Source organism: Buttiauxella sp. (genome assembly GCF_035271705.1).
Classification (GTDB): Bacteria; Pseudomonadota; Gammaproteobacteria; order Enterobacterales; family Enterobacteriaceae; genus Buttiauxella.
On the sequence record NZ_DATERI010000094.1, the window covers coordinates 1 to 24,994 of the forward strand.

At 50.3% G+C, this 24,994-nt stretch carries 22 protein-coding genes and 1 pseudogene; 10 read left to right on the plus strand and 13 right to left on the minus strand.

The features are described 5' to 3' along the window. Window positions 1-7: 7 nt before the first annotated feature. The 10 genes from flgK to flgB form a co-directional block, all read right to left on the minus strand. Entirely contained in the window at window positions 8-1,669 is a 1,662-nt protein-coding gene (gene flgK, locus VJY99_RS08355; RefSeq protein ID WP_324117593.1) for a flagellar hook-associated protein FlgK, read from the minus strand. A 197-nt stretch (window positions 1,670-1,866) separates the two neighbouring features. After that, the gene (gene flgJ / locus VJY99_RS08360; protein ID WP_324117594.1) at window positions 1,867-2,808 is read right to left on the minus strand and encodes a flagellar assembly peptidoglycan hydrolase FlgJ; all 942 of its coding nucleotides are present in this window, start codon (window positions 2,806-2,808) and stop codon (window positions 1,867-1,869) included. Then, on the minus strand, window positions 2,808-3,902 hold the full coding sequence (locus VJY99_RS08365) for a flagellar basal body P-ring protein FlgI (protein WP_324117595.1): 1,095 nt from the start codon (window positions 3,900-3,902) through the stop codon (window positions 2,808-2,810). The genes flgJ and VJY99_RS08365 overlap by 1 nt, the downstream gene beginning before the upstream one ends. 11 nt (window positions 3,903-3,913) lie before the next feature. Continuing rightward, a complete protein-coding gene (gene flgH / locus VJY99_RS08370) occupies window positions 3,914-4,609 on the minus strand; it encodes a flagellar basal body L-ring protein FlgH (protein ID WP_324117661.1) in 696 nt (231 codons plus the stop codon). Between the two features lie 65 nt (window positions 4,610-4,674). Further along, window positions 4,675-5,457, minus strand: a complete 783-nt coding sequence (flgG, locus tag VJY99_RS08375) for a flagellar basal-body rod protein FlgG (RefSeq protein ID WP_324117596.1) — start codon at window positions 5,455-5,457, stop codon at window positions 4,675-4,677. A gap of 31 nt (window positions 5,458-5,488) precedes the next feature. Beyond that, on the minus strand, window positions 5,489-6,244 hold the full coding sequence (locus VJY99_RS08380) for a flagellar basal body rod protein FlgF (protein WP_324117597.1): 756 nt from the start codon (window positions 6,242-6,244) through the stop codon (window positions 5,489-5,491). A gap of 19 nt (window positions 6,245-6,263) precedes the next feature. Next, entirely contained in the window at window positions 6,264-7,472 is a 1,209-nt protein-coding gene (gene flgE / locus VJY99_RS08385; protein ID WP_324117598.1) for a flagellar hook protein FlgE, read from the minus strand. Between the two features lie 27 nt (window positions 7,473-7,499). Then, complete coding sequence (gene flgD / locus VJY99_RS08390) at window positions 7,500-8,177, minus strand: flagellar hook assembly protein FlgD (protein ID WP_324117599.1); 678 nt, start codon at window positions 8,175-8,177, stop codon at window positions 7,500-7,502. 11 nt (window positions 8,178-8,188) lie between these two features. Beyond that, a complete protein-coding gene (flgC, locus tag VJY99_RS08395; protein ID WP_121813866.1) occupies window positions 8,189-8,593 on the minus strand; it encodes a flagellar basal body rod protein FlgC in 405 nt (134 codons plus the stop codon). A 12-nt stretch (window positions 8,594-8,605) separates the two neighbouring features. Next, on the minus strand, window positions 8,606-9,016 hold the full coding sequence (gene flgB, locus VJY99_RS08400; protein ID WP_324117600.1) for a flagellar basal body rod protein FlgB: 411 nt from the start codon (window positions 9,014-9,016) through the stop codon (window positions 8,606-8,608). A 152-nt stretch (window positions 9,017-9,168) separates the two neighbouring features. Here flgB and flgA point away from each other — a divergent pair, with 152 nt between their 5' ends. From flgA to xdhC, 6 genes are all read left to right on the plus strand, one after another. Further along, window positions 9,169-9,828, plus strand: coding sequence for a flagellar basal body P-ring formation chaperone FlgA (gene flgA, locus VJY99_RS08405; protein WP_324117601.1), 660 nt, complete (start codon window positions 9,169-9,171; stop codon window positions 9,826-9,828). A gap of 98 nt (window positions 9,829-9,926) precedes the next feature. Further along, entirely contained in the window at window positions 9,927-10,220 is a 294-nt protein-coding gene (flgM, locus tag VJY99_RS08410) for a flagellar biosynthesis anti-sigma factor FlgM (protein ID WP_324117602.1), read from the plus strand. 4 nt (window positions 10,221-10,224) lie between these two features. After that, a complete protein-coding gene (flgN, locus tag VJY99_RS08415; protein ID WP_324117603.1) occupies window positions 10,225-10,647 on the plus strand; it encodes a flagella biosynthesis chaperone FlgN in 423 nt (140 codons plus the stop codon). A gap of 268 nt (window positions 10,648-10,915) precedes the next feature. After that, window positions 10,916-13,222 (plus strand): xanthine dehydrogenase molybdenum-binding subunit XdhA, encoded by a 2,307-nt coding sequence (xdhA, locus tag VJY99_RS08420; protein WP_414641578.1) that lies wholly within the window; start codon window positions 10,916-10,918, stop codon window positions 13,220-13,222. 4 nt (window positions 13,223-13,226) lie between these two features. Beyond that, window positions 13,227-14,108, plus strand: a complete 882-nt coding sequence (gene xdhB / locus VJY99_RS08425) for a xanthine dehydrogenase FAD-binding subunit XdhB (protein WP_324117604.1) — start codon at window positions 13,227-13,229, stop codon at window positions 14,106-14,108. Then, entirely contained in the window at window positions 14,101-14,589 is a 489-nt protein-coding gene (xdhC, locus tag VJY99_RS08430) for a xanthine dehydrogenase iron sulfur-binding subunit XdhC (protein ID WP_414641579.1), read from the plus strand. The genes xdhB and xdhC overlap by 8 nt, the downstream gene beginning before the upstream one ends. A 57-nt stretch (window positions 14,590-14,646) precedes the next feature. Here xdhC and VJY99_RS08435 read toward each other — a convergent pair whose 3' ends face one another. Continuing rightward, window positions 14,647-16,434: a sigma 54-interacting transcriptional regulator gene (locus VJY99_RS08435; RefSeq protein WP_324117605.1), complete on the minus strand. Its 1,788-nt coding sequence runs from the start codon at window positions 16,432-16,434 to the stop codon at window positions 14,647-14,649. 490 nt (window positions 16,435-16,924) lie between these two features. Between VJY99_RS08435 and ygeW the strand changes: the two genes are divergently transcribed. From ygeW to hydA, 4 genes and pseudogenes are all read left to right on the plus strand, one after another. Beyond that, window positions 16,925-18,112, plus strand: a complete 1,188-nt coding sequence (ygeW, locus tag VJY99_RS08440; protein ID WP_324117606.1) for a knotted carbamoyltransferase YgeW — start codon at window positions 16,925-16,927, stop codon at window positions 18,110-18,112. A gap of 80 nt (window positions 18,113-18,192) precedes the next feature. Further along, window positions 18,193-19,392, plus strand: coding sequence for a diaminopropionate ammonia-lyase (gene dpaL / locus VJY99_RS08445; protein ID WP_324117607.1), 1,200 nt, complete (start codon window positions 18,193-18,195; stop codon window positions 19,390-19,392). Window positions 19,393-19,436: 44 nt separating this feature from the next. Then, a complete protein-coding gene (locus VJY99_RS08450; protein ID WP_324117608.1) occupies window positions 19,437-20,654 on the plus strand; it encodes a YgeY family selenium metabolism-linked hydrolase in 1,218 nt (405 codons plus the stop codon). Between the two features lie 120 nt (window positions 20,655-20,774). After that, a pseudogene (gene hydA / locus VJY99_RS08455) lies at window positions 20,775-22,183 on the plus strand (dihydropyrimidinase). 235 nt (window positions 22,184-22,418) lie between these two features. On the opposite strand, the gene yqeB reads toward hydA, so the two are convergent. Then, entirely contained in the window at window positions 22,419-24,050 is a 1,632-nt protein-coding gene (gene yqeB, locus VJY99_RS08460; protein WP_324117609.1) for a selenium-dependent molybdenum cofactor biosynthesis protein YqeB, read from the minus strand. 21 nt (window positions 24,051-24,071) lie between these two features. Beyond that, entirely contained in the window at window positions 24,072-24,860 is a 789-nt protein-coding gene (yqeC, locus tag VJY99_RS08465; protein WP_324117610.1) for a selenium cofactor biosynthesis protein YqeC, read from the minus strand. Window positions 24,861-24,994 lie beyond the last annotated feature (134 nt).

A 24,994-nucleotide genomic window follows, 5' to 3' on the forward strand; every position in this document is an offset into this window, starting at 1 on the left:
TCCTTAATTAACGGATGGACAGTAACGCATCAAACAGAGCTGATGCTGTCTGAAGAACCTGGGCATTCGCCAGGTAATACTGTTGGAAACGCTGTAAATTACCGTACTCTTCGTCAAGGTTGACGCCAGAGATTGACTGCTGTTGGTTACTCAGCTGTGTGACCACATTATTTTGCGTCGTCGTGGTGACTTTCAGGGTGCTGGTTTTATTCCCCACGTCACTGACCAGGGTTGCATACGCGTCGTTAAACGATTTATTGCCGTTGACAACGTTACTGCTTTGCAAATCCAACAGTGCCTGAGCATTACGGTTATCGCTAGCGCCACCGGAGGGATTGCCCGCTAATGCCAGTTGACTTTCATCGGCAATGAGGACTTTCATATTAACGACAACGTCTGAAACCGGCTTAATGATGAAACTGTCATTCTTCGTCGCAGGCGTACCGCTAATGTCGATTTTTAAGCCGTCGAAACTCAGGCTTTTGTTACCATTTACATCGACGTCTACTGTTGGGGAGAATGCCTTATTGTCTGACAGTCGCGTGATTTGCCAGTTAGGATCATTAAATACCACTTTGTAGTCGCTGGACTGTACCGCTTTGCTGTCAGTGACTTTTGCACTCAGCATTGTCGAATCTGAAGCATTTTTAGTATTGCTTAATACCGACGGCTCACCGTACGCAAAGAAATCTTCGCCCACATCACCATTGGCATCAATACCTTTACCATGTTGCTGATTCATCGCATCGCCAAACGCCAGAGCCAATTGCCCCAGGCGATTACGCGCGCTGTCCAAATCCTCAGAACGGAAATTCAACACACCGCCCAGCGTGCCGTTGTTCAGTTGGCTTTCAGGGATTTCTATGGTGCCTGAAGCGGGATCGACATACGCAACAGTGATACGTGATGGGTCAGCGCTGGATGAGACAGCCGCCAGTTTATTGGCTCTGTCGCCTTGCACCAGAGTTAAACCATTGGCGATAGACACGTTATAAGTGCCACTGTCCTGAATGCTAACTTCAACACCGACAATCTGATTGAGCTCGCTCACCAACTGATCACGCTGATCAAGCAGATCGTTAGGTGCAGCACCCGCACCTACGCCGGTCAGACGTGAAATCTGGTTATTCAGATTCGCAATCTGGCTTGTGTAGTTATTGATTTGTTCCACATTGCTCTGGATAGCGGTATTCACCTGCTTATCCTGATCGCGTAGATACTGATCCGTCACCTTAAACTGGTTGACCAAACCGCTGGCATTACCCAGTAATGCCTGACGTGCCGCTGGGTCTTCAGAGTTACTGACCAGCGTTTGCAGACCGGTAAAGAAGCTTTGCATCGTGGTGGCGAGGGTATTTGTGCTTCCAGACAGCATGTTGTCTATCTTAGACATTTGCTGATACTGGGTATTCAGACCACTGCTTTGCGTTTGTGCTGCGCGCAGTTGGTTAGTGATGAACGCATCATATTCACGTTGCACACCGCTGACTTGCACACCGTTCCCAATCCATCCCCCCGCAGCCAGCGTACTTTGTGACTGAGATAAAACGGTAGTCTGGCGGGTATAGCCTGTGACGTTGTAGTTAGAAATGTTGTTACTGACGGTATTCAGTGCCGCCTGGGCAGCACCCAGGCCACTCATGGCACTGTTAATCAGGCTACTGGACATGAAATTTCCTTAGCGCATTAATCACGGTTCCTGTCAGGAAGTATCGGCAGTTTCCGGCAGGACTTGAGGGACAAGCTCTAAATAATTCGAGTTGCAGCCAGGCGGTAAGGGAGCAAATCCCCAGGAGCTTACATCAAGTAAGTGACTGGGGTTTGTGAGTGTAGCCAACACCTCGGTAACTCGAAGTATGACGAGCTTCAGAACAAATTTGATAAGTCATTGCTATACGCTTTTGCCACTTTCTCACCCATCGCTTTCATCTGTTGAATCATGCCAGTCAGTTTGCGGGCATAGTTCGGGTCAGTGGCATAGCCTGCATTCTGTAGCGCTTGTGCGCCTTGCTCTGCGGTATTAGCGTTGGTCACTGCGGCGTAGCGTGGGTTTCGCGTCAGCAAAGCGACGTAATCAGAAAGTGCTTCAAGATAAGAGCTGTAAACGCGGAATTTCGCTTTAACCTTTTTCGCGTCACCGTTTTCATATTCAGTGGTGGTGATTTCAGTGACCGGCCCTTTCCAACTGCTGTTGGCTTTTACACCAAACAGATTAAAGCTCGGCTCACCTTTTTCAGTCAGGATCTGCCGCTGCCCCCAGCCAGATTCAAGCGCCGCTTGCGCCAGAATCAAGTGATGAGGAATACCGCTTTGTTCACTGGCGAGTCTGGCCGGAAGCGAAAGCTGCGCCAGGAAGTCTTTGCTATCACCCGTGAGCGGCTCTTCGTTAGAAGGGGCTTTAGGGATAGCCTGGCGCACCATTTGCGTTAACGCCTGGTTCTGGAAACTGGTCACCGTTTGCAGATCAAACTTCATCGGCACCTTACCCGCATCTTCCAATGGGTCGGCATTGCCGCCCATTTGCTCGACCATCATATCGGCCAGCCCAAGCCCCTTGGCACTGAGCTGTTGCGCAATTTGCTGGTCATAGATGCTGGTATACATACGGGTCTGTTCGCTGCTAAACATACCGTCTTTTGGCAGCGCTTCACGCATGCTTTTGAGCATCATTTGCACGAACATCCCTTCCACCTGGCGGGCAACCGACTTCATGTTGCCTTTAGGATCTTGCCCGGTTTTCGCTTTTAGCTCGTTAAGAGAATTAGCATCCCACGCAGCATTCGCCAGTGATTGGGTATCGTTAAGCATCAGATAATTTCCACTTTGGCACGCAAACAACCTGCCGTTTGCATAGATTGCAAAATCGACATCAATTCCATTGGTGTTGCACCCAACGTATTCAGCGCTCGCACCACTGTGTTGAGATTGGCGCTGGCGTTAACACGTTGCAACGCCCCGCCATTTTGACGCAGATCGATTTGCGTTTGCGGTGTCACCACGGTCTGACCGCCGCCAAATGGCGTATCCGGCTGGCTCACCTGCGCCTGACGATTTACCGTGACTGACAAGTTACCCTGCGCTACAGCACAAGTATTCAGCGTCACTTCCTGGTTCATCACCACCGAACCGGTACGTGAGTTGATTATCACCTTGGCATCCTGCGCTGGCATATTCACTTCGAGGTTCTGAATATCAGCCAGTAAACGGACTTGCGAGCTGTTTCCAGTCGGGACCCGAATTTGGATGGTTCGGGCATCAATAGCCGACGCGCTGCCATAACCACGCGAGCGGTTAATGGTGTCAGTAATTTGCTGAGCCAGCGTGAAATCATCATTGTTCAGTTGCAGACCGATGATATTGCCAGAGCCAAAAGTACCCGCTAATTCACGTTCAATCACCGCACCATTGGAGATTCGGCCACCATTAAGTTGGTTAACCTGAACGCTGCTCCCACCCGAAGAGGCTCCCGCACCACCCACCAGAATATTGCCTTGCGCCAGCGCGTAAACCTGGTTGTCGACCCCTTTCATTGGAGTCATCAGCAATGTGCCACCACGCAAGCTTTTGGCGTTACCCATGGACGAAACCACGACATCGATATTCTGCCCTGAGCGTGCAAATGCGGGGTATTTCGCCGTTACCATTACCGCAGCCACGTTTTTAAGCTGCATGTTGGTGCCCGCAGGAACCGTAATCCCCAACTGCGAAAGCATGTTGTTCATGGTTTGAGTGGTAAAAGGCGTTTGCGTAGTCTGGTCACCCGTACCATCAAGACCGACCACCAGGCCATATCCAATCAAGGAGTTTTCACGTACACCCTGAACCGTTGTCAGGTCGCGAATGCGGTCAGCTTGCGCAAGTGTTGCCACCAGCATCAGTAATCCGAATAAATATTTGGCCATGTTATCCTCGCTTACATCGGTGATAAATTAAGGAAGAAGCGTTGCATCCAGCCCATGTTCTGCGCTTCGTTGATATAGCCGTTGCCGACATATTCAATGCGCGCATCCGCCACTTGTGTGGACGACACGGTGTTGGAGCCACTGATCGTGCGAGGATTCACCACACCGGAGAAACGAATAAATTCGGTGCCCTGATTAATGGCTATCTGTTTTTCACCCACGACGTGCAAGTTGCCGTTTGCCAGCACCTGATCGACCGTCACGGTTAAGGTTCCGCTAAAGGTGTTACTGGCATTCGCCCCACCTTTACCGTTGAAACTGTTGCCGCCTTCAACATCGAGATTCGCACGGTTATTACCGAACAGTCCTTCGAGATAACGCGGTGTTACGTTAAATCCAAAGTTTGTTTCGCCATCACGGCTGGCATTAGCCGACGAACTCTTACTGGCACTGACATTTTCCTGGAGCACAATGGTCAAGGTGTCACCGACGTTCCGTGGGCGACGGTCTTCGAACAGTGGTTGATACCCATAGTTCACCGGTTGCGCCGTCTGGAAAATAGAACCATTAACTATCGGTGCAGGGCCAGGTACTGGCTGGGCTGTTGTCACCCCTTCCACCAGCGGTTTTGTTGGTATCAATGCGCAGCCACTTGTAGCGAGCACCAGAAACATCACGATAGAACGAAGAACCATTGGGTTTTGCATTGCTTTCATCTTCAGGTCATTCAGATAACGACAGCCGGTGCGAAAAACTCACACCGGCAAACGCCTTACAGCTGCGTCAACTTTTGCAGCATCTGGTCAGTAGTAGAAACGGCTTTACTGTTGATTTCGTATGCGCGCTGAACCTGGATCATATTCACCAGTTCTTCAGCCACGTTCACGTTAGAGGTTTCAACGTACCCCTGATACAGCAAGCCCGCGCCGTTAAGCCCTGGGGTGCTTTCGTTTGGCGTACCGGAAGACTGGGTTTCGGCATACAAGTTTTCACCCAAACTTTCCAGACCGGTGTCATTCATAAAGGTGGTCAAATTAAGCTGACCCACCTGAACTGGCTGCGCCTGCCCCTGTTGAGTCACGCTCACGATGCCATCTCGTCCAACGGTAATGGTCAGGGAATTGGCAGGGATGGTAATCGCAGGTTGCACCTGGAAGCCGCCTGCGGTAACCAACTGGCCATTCTGATCCACCTGGAATGAACCATCACGGGTATAGGCACTGGTGCCATCGGGCAGTTGCACCTGGAAGAAACCCTGGCCTTTAATCGCCACATCTTTGCTGTTGTTGGTTTGTGACAAGTTACCCTGGCTGTGCAGGCGTTCGGTTGCCACCGGACGCACGCCAGTACCAATCTGCAAACCTGACGGCAGTGTGGTCTGTTCAGAAGATTGCGCACCAGGCTGACGAATTGTCTGGTACAGCAAGTCTTCAAACACCGCGCGTTGACGCTTAAAACCATTGGTGGAGACGTTTGCCAGGTTGTTGGCAATCACATCCATGTTGGTTTGTTGGGCATCAAGACCGGTTTTAGCGATCCATAAAGAACTGATCATGTTGAATTCCTGTTAGTGTCGCGGCTGATTATCAAGTCATCGACAGCAATTGATTGGCACGCTGTTCGTTTTCATCAACGCTTGAAATAATTTTCATCTGCATTTCAAAACGACGGGCGTTCGCGATCATGTCGGCCATAGCTTCCACGGGTTTAACGTTGCTGCCTTCCAGGACGCCAGACATCAATGAGATGTTGTCATCAGCCTGCAACGTTGCTCCACGCATCGCCTGAGCACTTTCACTCGGACGGAAAAAGCCATCATCGCCGCGCACCACTTCCTGACCGGTGGCTTTCACCAGTTTCAAACGGCCAATCGGTGCCACGGTATTAGGCTGGTCACCCGCGTTAAGTGCAGAAATGGTGCCGTCTGCCGCGATAGTCAGCTGCGCACCCTGAGGTACAGCAATCGGGCCACCATCACCCATCACCGGTTGCCCGCCGATGGTCAACTGCCCGGCAGGACTCACCTGCATATTGCCGTTGCGGGTATAAGCTTCAGTACCATCAGCACTTTGTACCGCCAGCCAGCCATCCTGTTGCAGTGCAACATCCAGCGGACGTTGGGTGTAATCAAGCTGCCCTTGCGACATATCCACGCCTGGCGTTGAAGCCGTTACCAGGGTACGAGTCGGCAGAGAAAGCCCCTCGATCGGCACCGATCGCAATGCCGTAAGCTGCGCACGGAAACCCGGTGTTGAAGCATTTGCCAGGTTGCTGGCCGTCACCGCTTGTTGATTCAGCGTCTGACTGGCCGCACCCATGGCGGTATAAATTGCGTGATCCATTAAGCTATTCCGTCAGTGCTTAGCGCAGGTTAACCAGGGTGTTGAGGATCTGGTCCTGGGTTTTGATGGTTTGCGCATTCGACTGGTAGTTACGCTGCGCAACAATCATGTTGACCAGTTCTTTACTCAAATCGACGTTCGAAGACTCCAGCGCACCGTTGGTCAGGCTACCGAAATTACCTGTCCCTGCAGTACCCAACAGCGCAACGCCGGAGGCACTTGAAGCAGACCACACGTTATTACCCTCAGAAGCTAAACCTTCCGGGTTGGCAAAGTTAGACAGAACAATCTGGCCTAACTGCTGGGTTTGCTCGTTGGAGTAGTTACCCACAAGCGTGCCGTCATCGTTGATCTGGTAGCTCACCAGATCACCTGGCTTATAGCCATTCTGATTAGCCGCAACGATGTTGTTTGAGCCGGTGTTCTGCTGCATCGAGTTCAAGAAGCTGAGGTCAAATGTTGCTGGCGTTGCACCATTAATCGCCCCGGTAATCAATTTGTTGGTAGTGCCACCGGTCAAGATACCGCTGCTGTTGAACACCATGGGATTGCCTTTCAGCGCGGTACTACCCACCACGCTGCTGTCCTGGGTGTAAACATCCCAGGTATTGTTAGTCGTGGTTTTAACAAAGAAGACGTTCATATCATGGGCGTTACCCTGGCTGTCAAAGACAGTGATAGAACCTTTTTTGTTATAGGTATCTGAATCAGCGGCGTTAAATGGTGTTTTTGCCGGTGTAGCATCAGTGGAGTTCAGGTTGATCTGCATTGATGCGGTAGTGGTGGTTTTCGCGGCCATCAGGGTATTTGGAACAGAAAGCCCAACCGGGTTTGCCCCTTCCTGAATCGTTGGCGGCGTGCCGGTTGCCGGGTAGCCCGTTAACTGCATACCCTGCATATTCACCAGGTTGCGGTTTTCATCTAATTTAAACTGACCATTACGGCTGTAATAAACAGAACCGTTGGTATCAACCATACGGAAGAAACCGTTCTGGCTAATCGCCACATCCAGACCGCGCCCGGTGTTGGTGGTTGTACCGTCGTTAAAGTCCTGAGTGATACCCGCAACTTTTACGCCCAGACCCACTTTAGAGCCCGCGAACATATCAGCGAAAGAAACACTGCCAGATTTAAAACCGTAGGTGGCGGAGTTGGCAATGTTGTTACCAATTACGTCGAGGTTGGTGGCCGCAGCATTCAGGCCGCTGACCGCTTGAGAAAACGCCATTTCTTACTCCTGCAAAGGGTTGAAGGCTTAAATAATCTGCCTGATATCGTCAAGTGTGGAGGTGCCGTAAGTACCGAGGTCGAGCAAGGTACTACCGTTACTGAGCGTCACACCGCTCACCAACGCAAAATTCAGCGGCTGAGCAACCAGTTGTGTACCGCCGCTACTGGCATTGATGGCGACGTTGTAAGCCCCATCCGGTGCGGTTGTGCCATCCGTCATGCTGCCATCCCAGTTGAAGGTATGGACGCCTGCGCTGAGTGCACCAATATCGAGTGTGCGTACCACTTTGCCGCTACTGTCGGTAACGGTCGCAGTGACTTTATCGGCCGCTTGCTGCAACTCAACACCAAAAGGTGTAGTCGCTTCACTCCCTGCCAAAATTTTCGAACCAGGGATCATGACACCGTGACCAATCAAGGCGCTGGCCTGTACAGACTGGTTGTTGGTCAACTGGCCTGACACTGAACCGAGCGTAGTATTGAGCTTCTCAATGCCACTGACGGTGCTGATTTGCGCCAGCTGAGTGGTCAGTTCATTGTTTTGCAGAGGGTTAGTGGGATCCTGATTTTTAAGCTGCGCGACAAGCAGCGTCAAAAAACTACTTTGCAGGTCAGCCGAGTTGTTACCTGTTACATTACTGCTACCCGATAATGCATTAACACCACTGGTCGTGGTGTCATTCATATTAACGGCGATTCCCATCAGTCACTCCTTTACTGACCCAGAGTCAGGGTTTTCAACATCATGCTTTTCACGGTGTTGAGTACTTCGACGTTGGCCTGATAGCTACGTGATGCCGACATGCTGTTGACCATCTCACCCACCACATCGACATTCGGCATCCGTACATAACCTTTGGCGTCAGCCAGCGGGTTACCGGGCTGGAACACCAGTTTGTCCGGTGCCTGGCTTTCTTCGACACCCGTCACTTTGACGCCACCCGTTTCAGCACCTGGGGCTGCATCAACCTGGAAAATAACCTGCTTAGCGCGATAAGGTTGGCCGTCTGGGCCAGTTGCACTATCGGCGTTAGCCAGGTTACTCGCCGCCACGTTCATACGCTTGGACTGCGCAGTCATCGCGGAGCCGGCAATATCAAAAATATTCAGTAAAGCCATTTGTTAGCCACCCTATTGCTGCAGCACCGACATCATGCCTTTGATTTGGCCGCCCAAAACCGTAAGGTCGGACTGGTATTTCAGGCTGTTATCGGCAAATTGTGTACGTTCACGGTCCATATCGACGGTATTACCATCCATCGAAGGCTGGTCAGGAACGCGGTAGAGAAGATCAAGCGAAGGTGCTGAGTGTGTTGCCGCAGGGATATGGCGCGCGGACGTGAGCGCAAGCGCAACACCGCTGCCTTCAGCACGACCCTTTTCCATCACTTTTTTCATTTCACTGGCAAAATCAATATCGCGAGCCTGGTAGCCCGGGGTATCCGCATTGGCGATATTTGCAGCCAGAATTTCCTGACGCTGGGCGCGCAAATTTATCGCTTCTTGCTGAAATCGCAGCGCGGCATCCAGTTTGTCTAGCATGTACCCTCCGCATAATTAGGATTTGTCCGACAGCTTAAAGCTCCTTACGTGTGCGTTATCGTTGGAATAGGCACAAAATGCGTCGCTATTTATCGCCTTGATCATTTCGGTGTGCAGTTAAAATTACTGCCACCTGAACAAGGAGAAGTTTCATGACTGGTCTGAAAACCTGGAGCACAATCGCCCTTTTGTTGGCTTGCCCGTTGGCAAAGGCCAGTATTCTGGATGCACCTTTGAGCCTGTTTTTTCAGCAGCGTCTGGTGGGGATAAGTGACGATGTGTCAGTGAAAGTGAAAACACCTGATGCGCAATTACCGCCCTGCCCACTACCTGATTTTTCAATGCCAGGAAATAGCCGCCTGTGGGGAACCGTGAGCGTGATGGCGAAATGCGGTAACGATAAGCGATACATTCAGGCAGAAGTCCAGGCGACCGGGAATTACGTGGTGGCCACCCAAGCCTTACCCCGCGGCAGCGTCATCGACCAAAGTCTGCTACAACTTAAACGTGGACGACTGGATCAACTCCCTCCGCGTACCATATTGGACATAAACCAGGCAAACAGCGCCACGACACTGCGTGATATCGCTCCGAATCAGCCGATTTTATTGTCGATGGTGCGCCAGTCGTGGCGAATAAAAGCGGGGCAGCAGGTCCAAGTCGTGGCCGCAGGTGACGGATTCAGCGTAAATAGTGAAGGCCGGGCACTGAACAATGCGGCTGTTGCACAAACTGCACGGGTACGAATGAATTCTGGGCAGATAGTGAGCGGAGTCGTCGACCCTGATGGGAATATTCTGATAAACTTATAATATTCCGATGGAGTTCAAGAAGGTTTTAAAGATTTTGTGATGACTGCCGATAGTGTATTAACAGATGATAGATATTACCCCTCGATGAGGAAAAAATAATGAGCATTGATCGCACGTCTCCTTTGAAACCGGTAAGTACAGTACAATCACGTGAAACTCCTGGAGCTCCGATTCAAAAGAGCCTGCAGGGAAAAAGCACGACACCAAAAAGCACCAATGTGACACTCAGTGACGCACAGGCTAAGTTAATTCAGCCAGGCATTGGGGATATCAATATGGAACGCGTTGAAGAACTCAAAACGGCTATCCGTAACGGTGAACTGAAAATGGATACCGGCAAAATCGCCGATGCGTTAATCCAGGAAGCTCAAAGCTATATATCGAGTAAATAATTGCATGAGTCGTCTGTTAGAAGTGATGGATCAAATGACTGTGGTTCTCAACTCTCTTAAAGAGGTGATGGACGCCGAACAGCAACAATTATCCGCAGGCCATGTCAATGGCAGTGCATTGCAACGTGTAACTGAAGATAAAAGCTCATTACTGGCAACGCTTGATTATCTTGAGCAGCAGCGTCGTGCCGCACAGAAAACTGAAACTACACCCAGCACGGATATTAACCAACGCTGGCAGACGATCACGCAAAAAACTCAACATTTACGTGATATTAACCAGCACAACGGTTGGTTATTAGAGGATCAGTTAGCGCGTAATGAACAAGCGCTGGCAATCCTCAAGCCGCATCAGGAACCGAATCTTTATGGTGCCGATGGGCAAGCGACGACGGTCAGTCGTGGTGGCAAGAAAATCATCATTTAGCCCCATCAAATTTGAGTGAGGGACTGCCATCAAGGTCAGTCCTCACTTGCTCTTATCTGTCAATTATCATAATGAACACCCAATATCATTGTGAGAAAAATTATCCCCCCTCTTACTGACGCAATCCCCTCCTGCCTAGACCTTTTTTATGATGAACATAACACTCTGAAGATATGAAATGGCATATGGCGCTGACTGGCGCACATCTTGCTTCACTCAGGAGATTGAAATAAATCATGATCTTATTCCTGAGGATGGAGACAATACCATGTCAGAAAGAATGGGTAAGACACCATTAGGATTGCCCTGTTTGCGCGTTGATGCGCTGGCTAAAGTCACAGGGCAAGCCCGATATACCGACGATATGCCGATGGCTGGCATGTGTTATGCCAAATACGTTCGCAGCCCGATAGCACACGGTTATGCCCGCGCTATTGATTACAGCTCAACGCTAGAAATCCCCGGCGTCGTCGCCGTCTTTACCTGGCAAGATGTACCTGAAATCCCCTTCGCTACCGCAGGCCACGCCTGGACACTTGACCCTGCGAAGCAGGACGTAGCCGATCGCTTCTTACTCACCCAACATGTTCGGCATTTCGGCGATGCCGTTGCTATCGTCGTTGCACGTGATGAACTCACGGCAGAAAAAGCGGCTGAAACGGTGGTTGTCACCTGGGAAGAATTACCCGTTATCACCTCACCTAAAGCAGCACTGGCAGCAGATGCCCCTGCTATTCATGAAGGTGGAAACCTGCTCAAACGCAGCGAATCCTCAACGAACAACCCGTTGGCGGCTATAAACGCCGCGGATTACCAATGCTCCGGCAGCTTTAACACCCCCATCGTGCAGCACTGCCATATGGAAGGCGTCACCTGCTTTGCATGGATGGAACAACCCGGCCGTATCACCATTGTTTCCAGTACCCAAATTCCGCACATCGTGCGCCGCATTACCGCTCAAGCGCTCAATATGTCATGGTCAAAAGTACGGGTGGTCAAGCCCTACATTGGCGGCGGGTTTGGTAATAAACAGGATGTGCTGGAAGAGCCGATGGCGGCATTTCTGACGCTGAAACTTGGCGGCATCCCGGTCAAAGTGTTAATCAGCCGTGAAGAATGTTTCTTCTCCTCGCGTACCCGTCATGCTTTCCATATTGATGCGCAATTAGGCATCTCGTCTGAGGGCATCTTAAAGGGTTTCCAGCTGGATATACTGTCCAACACGGGCGCTTATGCCTCGCACGGGCATTCCATTGCCGTCGCTGCGGGCAGTAAAATCTCGTGGCTCTACCCGCGCAGCGCTTATGGTTTCCATGCCACTACCGCCTATACCAACCTTCCTACTGCAGGTGCCATGCGTGGCTATGGCGCACCGCAAGTCATCTTTGCGCTTGAATCATTACTCGACGATGCCGCTTGCACCTTAAACATCGACCCGGTAGATATTCGTCTGCTCAATGCCGCCCGTGAAGGTGATATCAACACGTTGTACAACAGGCCAATTTACAGCGCGGGTTTAATTGAGTGTCTGAAACAAGGCCGAGAAAGCTTCGGATGGGATGAGCGTAAAGCGGCTTGTTTGCAAACCAAGGGAGATGTTCGCCGCGGCGTAGGCGTTGCCTGTTTTAGCTATACCTCCAATACCTGGCCGGTGGGCGTTGAAATTGCCAGCGTGCGCTTAGTGCTTAATCAGGACGGAATAATCAATCTGCAAAGTGGAGCCACGGAAATCGGGCAAGGTGCAGACACCGTATTTGCGCAAATGGTCGCGCAAACAGTAGGTATGCCATTCGAAATGGTTCACACCATTTCCACCCAGGACACGGATATCACACCGTTTGACCCCGGTGCATTTGCGTCACGCCAAAGTTATGTCACTGCCCCTGCATTGCGAGAAGCCGCACAAATTTTAAGGCAAAAAATCCTCCATCACGCCTCGTTGATGCTGCATCTTCCTGAAATGAACTTGACGATCACTGACGGCAATATCGTGCTGGAAACGCAACCTGAACACCTGCTTCTGAGCGTGGCAGACCTGGCAATGAATGCTTTCTATCACCCGGAACAAGGAGGGCAACTTTCGGCTGAGTCTTCATTTAAAACCCAGACCAACCCACCAACATACGGCTGCACGTTTGTCGATGTCACCGTCGATATTCCGCTGTGTAAAGTCACTATCAATCGCATCTTAAATCTGCATGATTCGGGACGAATTCTTAACCCTACGCTCGCTGAAGGGCAGGTTCATGGCGGTATGGGAATGGCTATTGGCATGGCACTGTTCGAAGAACTCATCGTCGATGAGCAAAGCGGTGTGGTACGTAACCCTAACCTGCTGGATTACAAAATGCCGACGATGCCTGACCTGCCAGCGCTGGAATGCGCCTTTGTTGATACTGACGAACCGCAGTCGGCTTATGGCCACAAAGCGTTGGGTGAACCGCCGATTATCTCCCCTGCAGCGGCCATTCGTAATGCCGTACGCATGGCGACGGGTGTTGCCATCAACACGCTTCCCCTCACGCCCAAACGTCTGTTTCAGGAGTTTGTCGATGCCGGGCTGATAAAAGGATAATGCTATGTATGACATTGAAAGTTACCATCATGCCGATAGCGTAGCACACGCAGTAGCTCTGCTGATGGAAGACGACCAAGCCCGCTTGCTCGCAGGCGGAACGGATGTATTGATTCAACTCCATCATCTTAACCCGCGTTTTCGCCGTATCGTGGATATTCACGATCTCCCTGAATTGCGCGGCGTGACCTGCAACAACACCGGCCATATTCGCATCGGTTCAGGCACCACATTTAACGAACTCATTGACCACCCGCTAGTACAACAACATCTGCCGGCGCTAGCGTCATCCGCCGCAGTCATTGCAGGGCCACAAATCCGTAATGTCGCCACCTACGGCGGTAATATTTGCAATGGTGCAACCAGTGCAGACTCAGCCTGCCCGTCGCTTATTTACGATGCCGAGCTGGAAATTGCCACACCACAGGGCACCCGCTTTACCTCGATAAACGGTTTTCACACCGGGCCTGGAAAAGTGGCATTATCCGCAGGTGAGTTGCTGGTAGCATTCCATTTCAAGCCAGAAAATTACCGTAACAAAGGTGCGGCGAGTTTCAAATATGCGATGCGCGACGCCATGGACATTTCAACGATTGGCTGTAGTGCGCTGTGTGAATTAGACGCAGGTCACTTCAAGGAAATCAAACTGGCCTTCGGGGTAGCCGCACCCACTCCGGTACGTTGTACTCATGCCGAACAAGCAGCACTTGGGCAACCGTTAACACAACAAACCCTGGCGGCTATCGCGGAAGCGGTCACCAAAGATGTGTCACCGAGAACCTCCTGGCGTGCTGAAAAATCTTTCCGTTTACATCTGATTAGTACACTAGCAAAACGCGTTATCGAGCAGGCAGTGAAACAAGCTGGAGGGACTATTAATGAATAGCGACATCGCAATGAATAGCAAAACCATCAACTGCCAGATTAACGGCGCCAACTATCAATTGAGTGTCTCCCCCGCGATGCCGTTATCCGATGTGCTACGCGCACAAGGTTTCCTCAGCATTAAGCAGGGTTGCTGTGTAGGTGAATGCGGAGCCTGTACGGTACTGGTGGACGGTGTCGCCATTGATAGCTGCCTTTATCTGGCTGTGTGGGCGCAGGGTAAAACTATTCGTACCGTGGAAGGTGAATATGTGAATGGGCAACCCTCTCGCCTTCAGCAAGTTTTTGCCAATAGCGGTGCCGTGCAATGTGGATTTTGCACGCCTGGGTTTATCATGGCAGCCAGCGCGTTACTGGCAAAACCGCGTAGCCAGCCTATGACGGTGCTACAAATTCGCCAGGGCCTGGCGGGTAATTTATGCCGTTGTACTGGGTACCAGATGATTGTCGATGCGATTCAGGAATGCGATTGCGAAGCATAAACCCATGGGGAGCGATTAACGTATCGACTCCCCTGTTCCACTCGACCTGAATTCGTTTCAGGCGGGGACCAGCTCATACTTCTTAATCTTGCGATACAGCGTCGCAATCCCTATCCCCAGTTCATCCGCGGCCAGTTTTTTACTACCGTGGCGCACCAACGCTTCGGCAATAAGATTTTTTTCCATATCCTCCAGCGCATGCGTTCCATTTTCAGATAGTTCACTGTAATCGTTATTTCGTTCCGTGTGGGAGATGGAGATATCAGCCACAATATGCCGTTGATTGACGAGGCTCGGTGGCAATAGCGAGGTGGTAATCACTTCGCCAGGTGGGACGACGTTGACCAGGTACTCCATCATGTTACTGAGCTCACGCAAATTTCCTGGCCAGTGATAATCCGCCAGCAATGCCATCACATTAGGTGCAATGCCAGGGTAAACCAACCCAATGCGCTTGGTGTGCAAATTAAGAAAATAGTGAATCAACAATGACAAATCTTCTTTGCGATCCCGCAGCGGTGGCAGTGTTACCGGTATAACATTCAGGCGGTAGTAGAGGTCCTCGCGAAACTTCCCCTCGGCAACATACTTTTCCAGATTCTGGTTGGTAGCGGAAATGATGCGAATATCGACAGGGATTGGCCTGCTTGCACCGATGGGTTGAACCTCACGAGCTTCAATGGCACGCAACAATTTTGCCTGGATGATTAATGGCATATCACCAATTTCATCGAGGAAAAGCGTACCCTGATCGGCGGCCTGAATCAGCCCTTCTTTACCGTTGGTCGACGCCCCAGTAAAAGCACCTTTGACGTAACCAAACAGTTCGCTCTCCAGCAGTTGTTCAGGGATGGCGGCACAGTTAATTGCAATAAAGGGTTTATCGTTACGATTACTGAGTTTATGAATCGACCACGCCACCACTTCTTTACCGGTGCCACTTTCACCCGAAATCATCACACTCGACGGGCCAGGTGCTATGCGGCTTATCAAGCGCTTTAACACTTGCATCGGCGGGCACTCACCAATGAGATGTTCAATGTGTGGGACTTCGTTGCTTAATTCAGTATTGACAGACGTGTGTGACTGATGGAAAGCCATTAAAAAAACTTGGTTGTCCTGCACAGAATGTAACTGACCAATAATTATTTCGCTGCGGTCATCGAAGGAAATAATATATTGCATATGCCCGCTTGAGAAAGAATTCTGAAAAGTGAGTGCACGCACAGCAAACGTCTTCCCCATTACCTGCTCATGAGTGGCATTTAGTTTTTTTAATGCGACAGGATTCGCAAATTTTAACTGGTTATTTTTATCAAGGATCAATACGCCCTGATCCATATGTTCGGTCAGACTTAACAGCATCCGACTTGAGTTGCTCCCACCATTTTGGTCTTCGAGCAATTTTGTTATAAAAATACTAGAAATATGTTGAACGTAATCGGAGAACTCTCGCAAATTGTCTCTTATCCGTTCTTGTTGCTCATAGTTAAGTGCCACCAGGCTAATAACACCAACGCAGGTGTTCTGAAAAATGACCGGTGTACCGAGGAAGGCTTTTTCACGGCAATTATGCTTATCAACACACTTTTTACAAAGAGGGTCAGAACCCGGCTGAGTAACGACTTTTTCTTTTTTTGTCTCAATGACATACTTCAATAATGGCGCATTGGTATTGAGTTTATGCCCTAAAGACTTTTCATACGGCCCAGTGCCTGCCACGCGAACCAAGTTGATATCAACTATCTCGATTTCCAGTTGCAATACGCTAGCCAGCATCTTAGCAAACCGGATGATTGTCGGTTGGATCTGCATCAACACCGACTGAGTATTTACAGCCATCATATTTGATAGTCTCCATTACAATTAAAGAATCACATCCATTCACCGTCTAATGATACTTCCACTAACCTCATAGACACGGCTTATAATATCAATCTGAAAAATGAAAACGTTGACAGTTATCGGTTAATTTCATTTGCTAACAATTAATTTCTTATAAAAATTTACAGCTTAATTATCAAAGTGATAATTCACCCATAGTGGTTATCAATTTGAAGGGCCCATTGATGAAAATCCCCAACCCACTGCCAGGATTATCTCGTTATCATTGAATTTTATTTTTACATAATTGAAACAAGTCATAATCAACTCGTCAAGACAGCGTCCTTTTTGCGAGTGTGTTCACAAATTCAATTCCTCCTTCTCAGTCAATCAGCCATTTTTCCTCTCCTGGCATACTTATTGTTAATGACTAAATAGCTCAAACAAATTTGTTGGGTTAATTCTGCACAGTACAGCAGTCCTGCGACCAGTCATTACAAAGGGTGTTTTGATGAAAACGATGAATGATTTAATTAAAGATCTCAGCAAACTTAACTCTCATCTTCATGAAAAGGATTTTCTATTAACCTGGGAACAGAGTCCGGACGAGCTTAAGCAAGTCCTCGACGTTGCGGCAGCACTCAAGTCAATGCGCGCAGATAACATTGCCACTAACGTATTTACCAATGGTTTGGGCATCTCAGTTTTCCGTGATAACTCGACCCGAACCCGTTTCTCTTACGCTTCCGCGCTGAACATGCTGGGTCTTGCGCAACAAGACCTTGATGAAGGTAAATCACAAATTGCCCACGGCGAAACAGTCCGTGAAACCGCCAACATGATCTCCTTCTGTGCTGACGCCATCGGTATTCGCGATGACATGTTCCTCGGTGCCGGCAACGCTTATATGCGTGAAGTCGGTGCGGCTCTGGATGAGGGTTACGAGCAAGGTGTGTTGCCACAGCGTCCTGCACTGGTCAACCTGCAGTGCGACATCGATCACCCGACACAATCCATGGCGGATCTGGCCTGGCTGCGTGAACATTTTGGTTCGCTGGAAAACCTTAAAGGCAAAAAAATCGCCATGACCTGGGCCTACTCCCCAAGCTACGGCAAGCCACTGTCGGTTCCACAAGGCATCATCGGCCTGATGACCCGCTTTGGTATGGACGTCACACTGGCTCATCCAGACGGTTATGAATTGATCCCTGAAGTTGTGGAAGTGGCAAAAAACAATGCCAAAGAATCTGGTGGTAGCTTCCGTCAGGTCAACTCAATGGAAGAGGCGTTTAAAGATGCTGATATCGTCTATCCAAAATCCTGGGCGCCTTACAAAGTCATGGAAGAGCGCACAACCCTGCTGCGAGCCAATGATCACGACGGGCTGAAACAGCTTGAGAAAAAGTGTCTGGCACAAAATGCCAACCACAAAAACTGGCATTGCACCGAAGAGATGATGGAGCTGACTCGCGACGGCGAAGCGCTTTATATGCACTGCCTGCCTGCTGATATTTCTGGTGTTTCTTGTAAAGAAGGTGAAGTCACCGAAGGCGTGTTCGAAAAATACCGCATCGAAACCTACAAAGAAGCCAGCTGGAAGCCTTACATCATCGCCGCGATGATCCTGTCACGCAAATACGCAAATCCTGGTCAGGTGCTTGAGCAACTGCTTAAAGATGCCACTAAACGAGTCAAATAAACGAGTCAAATAAAATGGACTCTGGCCTGCAGGCCAGAGTCTCCTCCAGCAAAACGCCTTTTGCTAAATGAGGTTGGGTTATGTCTGTATTCTCATTGAAGTTAGCCATTGAACAAAACCGTTTATTTAATGGTGAAATATCCCCGCTGTTCACCAGTGAACAAACCCGTAAAGCCCGTGCTTTTCACCAGAAAATTGCCGGTTACCAACCGACCCCGTTGTGTGAGCTCGACGCGCTTGCAAACCTGTTCGGTGTGGGCAAGATCCTGGTGAAAGATGAGTCACAACGTTTTGGTCTGAATGCCTTCAAAATGCTGGGCGGCACCTACGCCATCGCGCAGTTATTGTGCGAAAAATACCAGATGGATATCAACGATTTCTCTTTTGAGAAAATCAAAAACACGATCAAAGAAAAAATGACCTTCGCCACGACTACCGATGGTAATCACGGTCGCGGCGTGGCCTGGGCTGCACGGCAACTGGGGCAGAATGCGGTGGTCTATATGCCGAAAGGTTCAGCACAAGAACGTGTCGATCACATTCTGAACCTCGGCGCGGAATGCATCGTCACCGATATGAATTACGACGATACCGTTCGGATGACCATGAAAACCGCCAAAGAACGTGGCTGGGAAGTCGTACAAGATACCGCCTGGGAAGGCTACACCAAAATCCCAACCTGGATTATGCAGGGCTATTCGACCCTGGCCGATGAAGCTGTCGAACAGATAAAACAGCTTGGCATCGAACGGCCAACCCACGTCTTTTTACAGGCCGGTGTCGGGGCGATGGCGGGGGGTGTGCTGGGTTATCTGGCCGATGTTTATGGGCCGCAGCATCTCCACTCTGTGGTCGTTGAACCTGAACTGGCCGATTGTATTTTCCGCTCAGGCGTGAAAGGGGAGATTGTCAACGTAGGCGGCGATATGCCGACCATCATGGCAGGCCTTGCGTGTGGTGAACCTAATCCGCTCGGCTGGACAGTGCTTCGCGACTGCGCCACGCAATTTATCTCCTGCCAGGACTCGGTTGCCGCTCTTGGCATGCGCGTACTGGGTAATCCACTCGGTAATGACCCACGTATTGTTTCTGGCGAATCGGGAGCCGTCGGCCTCGGCGTGCTCGCCGCCGTTCATCACCATCCGCTGCGCGAAACATTGATGGCAAAACTGGGCCTTAACCGCGATTCCGTCGTATTGGTCATCAATACCGAAGGGGATACCGACGTGAAGCATTATCGCGAAGTGGTCTGGGAAGGTACTTACCCTACAACAGCGTGAATCCAAGCGTTTCACTGAAGCGTTTCATTAAGGGAGTTAGAGAAATGACTAAGCAGATTCCATTTGAACTGGTTTTAGAAAAAGCTGAACACTACAAAGCTGATATGACGCGCTTCCTTCGCGACATGATTGCCATCCCAAGCGAAAGCTGCGACGAAAAACGCGTCGTGCATCGCATCAAAGAAGAGATGGAAAAAGTCGGTTTCGATAAAATCGACATCGATCCAATGGGCAATATTCTCGGTTACATTGGCCACGGTCCGCACCTGATTGCCATGGATGCCCATATCGACACCGTTGGCGTCGGCAACATGAAAAACTGGTCATTCGATCCCTATGAGGGCATGGAAACCGAAGAGTTAATTGGTGGACGTGGCGCATCTGACCAGGAAGGTGGCATGGCCTCAATGGTTTATGCCGGTAAAATTATCAAAGATTTGGGGTTGGAAGATCAGTACACCTTGCTGGTGACCGGCACGGTTCAGGAAGAAGACTGTGACGGGCTATGCTGGCAGTACATCATTGAACAATCAGGGATTCGTCCAGAATTCGTAGTCAGTACCGAACCCACAGACTGCCAGATTTATCGTGGGCAACGCGGGCGCATGGAAATCCGCATCGATGTCCAGGGGGTGAGTTGCCACGGTTCCGCACCAGAGCGCGGTGATAACGCCATCTTTAAAATGGGTCCAATCCTTAACGAATTACAACAACTGGCAACCCGCCTGGGCAATGACGAGTTCCTCGGCAAAGGGACCTTAACGGTTTCTGAAATATTCTTTACCTCACCAAGCCGTTGCGCTGTAGCTGACAGTTGCACCGTCTCCATTGACCGTCGCTTGACCTGGGGTGAATCATGGGAAGGTGCGCTGGAAGAAATCCGTGCACTCGATGCGGTCAAAGCCGCCAACGCGACCGTGTCGATGTACGAATATGACCGCCCATCGTGGACCGGCCTTGTGTATCCAACAGAATGTTACTTCCCGACCTGGAAAGTGGAAGAAGACCACATCACAGTGAAAACTCTCAGCAAAGCCTACCAGGGCCTGTTCCACAAAGATCCGGTAGTGGACAAATGGACGTTCTCAACCAATGGCGTTTCCATCATGGGACGTCACGGTATTCCAGTCATCGGTTTTGGTCCAGGTAAAGAACCTGAAGCCCATGCGCCGAATGAAAAAACCTGGAAAGAGCACCTGGTGACTTGTGCTGCGCTGTACGCCTCGATTCCGCTGGCCTACCTGTCTGAACTGAAGAAATAATTTTGACTGATGCAGTTGTAGGGTGGATTAGCGTTAGCGACATCCACCTTTTGCGCCTGTTTATAAATAAAAGTGTCGGATGTCGCTACGCTAATCCGACCTACGTTGAGGTTTATCATCATGATCCCTGCCCCAAAACACGCCAAAAAAGTACTGATTAAAAACGGTTGTGTGGTGAATGCCACGGGCCAGGCACAACATGACGTGTTAATCGCCAACGGTCTGTTCGAACAGGTTGCTGCGGATATTCCCATACCTGACGATTGTGAAATCATTGATGCCTCAGGCTGCTACGTCATGCCTGGTGGGATCGACGTTCACACCCATTTTAATATTGACGTCGGAATGGCCCGTAGCTGCGATGATTTTTTTACCGGTACCCGCGCCGCTGCGTGTGGTGGGACAACAACCATTATTGACCATATGGGATTCGGCCCAGCGGGATGTAACCTGCACCACCAATTAGAGGCATATCACGGCTATGCCCGTGATAAAGCCGTTATTGACTATAGCTTTCACGGGGTCATCCAGCACATTAATGACGCCATCATCGATGAGATCCCCTCCATGGTCGATGAAGGGATCAGCAGTTTTAAACTCTATCTGACCTATCTCTATAAACTCAACGACAGTGATGTTTTACGCGCGTTGCAGCGGCTTAACGAGTCGGAGCGCTGACCACCGTGCACCCAGAGAATGATGCCGTTATTGCCCAACGACGCACTGATTTTCTTGCCGCAGGGCTCACTGCCCCGATTTATCACGCCCGCAGCCGCCCACCGGAATGTGAAGCAGAAGCCATCGCGAGGATGATTAATCTGGCACGGCTTTCGGGCAATGCGCCGCTGTATATCGTCCATCTGTCCAACGGCCTCGGGCTTGACTACTTACGGCTGGCAAAAGTGCGCCATCAGCCAGTTTGGGTGGAAACCTGCCCGCAATATTTAATGCTGGATGAACGCGCGTATCTGCGCGAAGACGCGCTGAAATTTATTCTCAGCCCACCATTGCGTGACCTACGCGAACAAGACGCTTTATGGTGCGGTATCAGCGATGGCGCAATTGATGTCGTCGCCACCGACCACTGTACATTCCCTTATCAACAACGAATCGCACTCTCAGGTGGCGATTTCAGCCATTGCCCAAATGGGATGCCAGGGGTGGAAAACCGCTTACTGTTGCTGTTTTCCGCAGGTGTAATGAGTGGGCGTATTTCACCAGAACGCTTTGTCTCACTGACCAGCGCCATGCCGGCGAAATTGTTCGGATTGTGGCCACAAAAAGGCAGCATTGCCCCAGGTTTCGACGCCGACGTGGTGATTATCGATCCCAGAACCAGCACCTCGATTCGCCACTGCGAACTGCATGACAACGCCGATTACAGCCCATACGAAGGCATGGTTTGCCAGGGGCAAATACGCTACACCTTGTCACGCGGCGAAACAATTTGGAGCCAGGGGGAATTTACCGGTGTTGCGGGGCGTGGGCGTTTTATCAAACGCCAACCTTTTAACTACTCCGATGTTTAAATCTGATGTTTAAATCCGATGTTTAAACACGCGATATTGCTCAACCAGCGTGACTTCAGAATGTAGAAATGTGAAGAGCGACGGAAATTTGCCACTACGCTGATGACGGTACTGGAGAAAGCCAAAAAGGTATCGAGGGGAAACGGGGACAGTGATTTGCCCGTAAAAGATGTTGTTTTTAAGGTTCCGTTCACCTTGTAAGAGATGAACGGAACCTCATCAACTTGAAGCGGGATTAATCCACCAGTGCCGCTTCCCTGATCGGTACCTCTTTTCGCTGCGTTGGTTTTTTTGGTGATGCCATCATTGCTTCCAGCACCGCACCGCCAATGGCACGGGCCTTATCCGACACCGTGGTAAAATCTGCCGCCAGTCCTCGTGGGTCAACATCACCAATTTTAAAACCGACAGTCACGCTCAAACCGTCATTGAGCAATCCGCGCACCATTCCATCTAAAGGGGCCCTTACCGGCGTGTCGTCAATGTAGGCCACAATATCACCCTGGCTCACCACATCACCCAGCTTCACACAACTTCGTATTTTCCCGGCCACCTCTGCGCGCATGACCCGACGAGTGGTTTCACCATTGATATTGCCCGGTATGCCGGTATTCGCCTGCGCTTTCCCCTGGTAAATAACGCGGCCCAGGTAATGCCCTCGATTCGTTTCAATCACGGCGTCACAATCTTTGCCTGCTTCAAATCCAGGACCCAATGCGATGGTTACCGGCGCCATTCCACGGTATGTCCCTTTATTGGTTTTTGCCAGAATGGCATCCACCAGACCATCGGGCCGCAGTGCAGGCAGCAAACTCGCCTTTTCATCTGCTAATACCGGGATTATTCCCGCGCGGAGTAGTGCCGGGACTTCATCAACATCCGCAGCAAAGCGAGCTGTCACCCCTTCCACGGTCGTTTCGCCGTCAAACATTGCCTGAGCAAAAGCCACCGAACAACGGATCACCGTAGGCTTCGCCATTTCCAGCATCACCACACGGAAACCTGAATGATAGAGGCGCAATGCCACGCCGGTCGCAATATCACCCGCACCACGAATCACCACCAACTGCCCCGCTGTTTCCTGCGCATTCATTGGGCCACCGGGGGCCTGATGACGGTGCTGTACTATTTCTGCCAAAATACTAATAGCAATTTCTTGCGGTGTTTCCGCTCCAATATTAAAACCAATCGGGGCATGCAATCTCTGCAGTTCAGTTTCAGGGACACACCTGGTGCGCAATTGTTGGATGAATGTCTGGGCTTTGCGGCGGCTTGCCAACAAACCAAGATATTTCACCGGGCGATGAATAAGACAATCCAGCGCTTCTTTATCCTGGCTATTGGTGGCAATAACGACATAGTCCTCAGGTTCAATTTGCAACGTTTCAATGGCTTCGGTGAAACTTGCCGCCTGTAATAAACGCGTCGCCGGAGGGAAATAATCGGGATTTAGGCTATCGGCATACACATCCGCGACGTGAATATTAAAATCCAGCGTAGCCGCAGCTTTCGCAATCGCCTGGTTAACATGCCCTGCACCAATCAGAACCAGCCGCGGGTTATGACCATGAACATCGATATAAACTGTCATCGCCCCGCCACAATCGGAGCCGACAGCATCTTCACCTTTACGCGCCATACGGCCATGAAATAAACGAGGCTTACGCTCGGTAATGGCCAGCAACGACTCTTCAATCACCCTGCGCTCCATCATTCCACCGCCAATCGTGCCCATCACGCTGCCATCGTTTCGCACCAACATTTGTGCGCAATGACGCGGTGTTGAACCCCGGCTATCCACAATCTGAGCCAGCGCAAAGGGGCTGTTTTGTTGCTCCAGTTTTGCTGCTTCTGCGAAAATCTTCATGATTGCCTCGACAAATTTTTATCAACTAACAGCGCTTTCACTGCGCTGTAAGACCTGGGTAATAGGTGGAGACTCCCGGACCGCCCCCAGCCAAATAGCATCAATATCCGTGCTGGCGAGAATGCCTGGCAGAATGCCGTTAATATTCTCATTTTGAGAACATTGGTTAATTAGCCAGATGCGTTTGGCCTGTGACGGAGCCTGTTTAAACATGCCCTGCGGGTGGTTAATAAAGTGCTTCAGGGCATCAGTACCAAACCGCTCCCCCTGCTGCAGGCCTGTGATTGCGCTAAACAATGGCCAGCGATGTACATTCTGCGGCCCTATTGGTTGGCCGATTGTTTGCCCACCCGTGAGGGCAATAACGAAATGACTACTTTCTGGTATGCAAGGTTCGTGCAAAGCTGGGGCTTTAAGCGGGAAACCGCGAGATCCGTCAGATTCAACCAGCAGCACATCGGCAATATTTCGTTTTGCCAGCACATCAATTTGCTGCGAAGAGAACCCCAGCACTTTGCCATTTTCTTGATTCCAGCCGGCAAAACAGGCAACAGCGGGTGTAGGAAAAGCGGCACCCGGGAGCATATTGGGTGAACGGCAAAACAGAACGGGCATGTTTTCTTCGGGCAAGTACATCTGCGTCGTGGTGGTGACCATCACGCGTTTACCCATACCTGTGAACTCACGGGCCAGCCAGAATAAGGTACTGGTTTTCCCGCCTGCGCCCACAAGACTAATCACTGCCGTTTTCTGGCTTAATGATGTCTTCTCATCGCAAATAGAATTCAAGGGTTCAGGAACATTCACCATCAGTATTATTCTCACCACACAATGTAAATATAATGTTCTTCAATCGTAACGAACTGGATATTTATATTTACAGAAGTTAATATTGTAATTAATTGTATATTTCAGCCACAGCCATCCTTCCAAAAGAATACCGA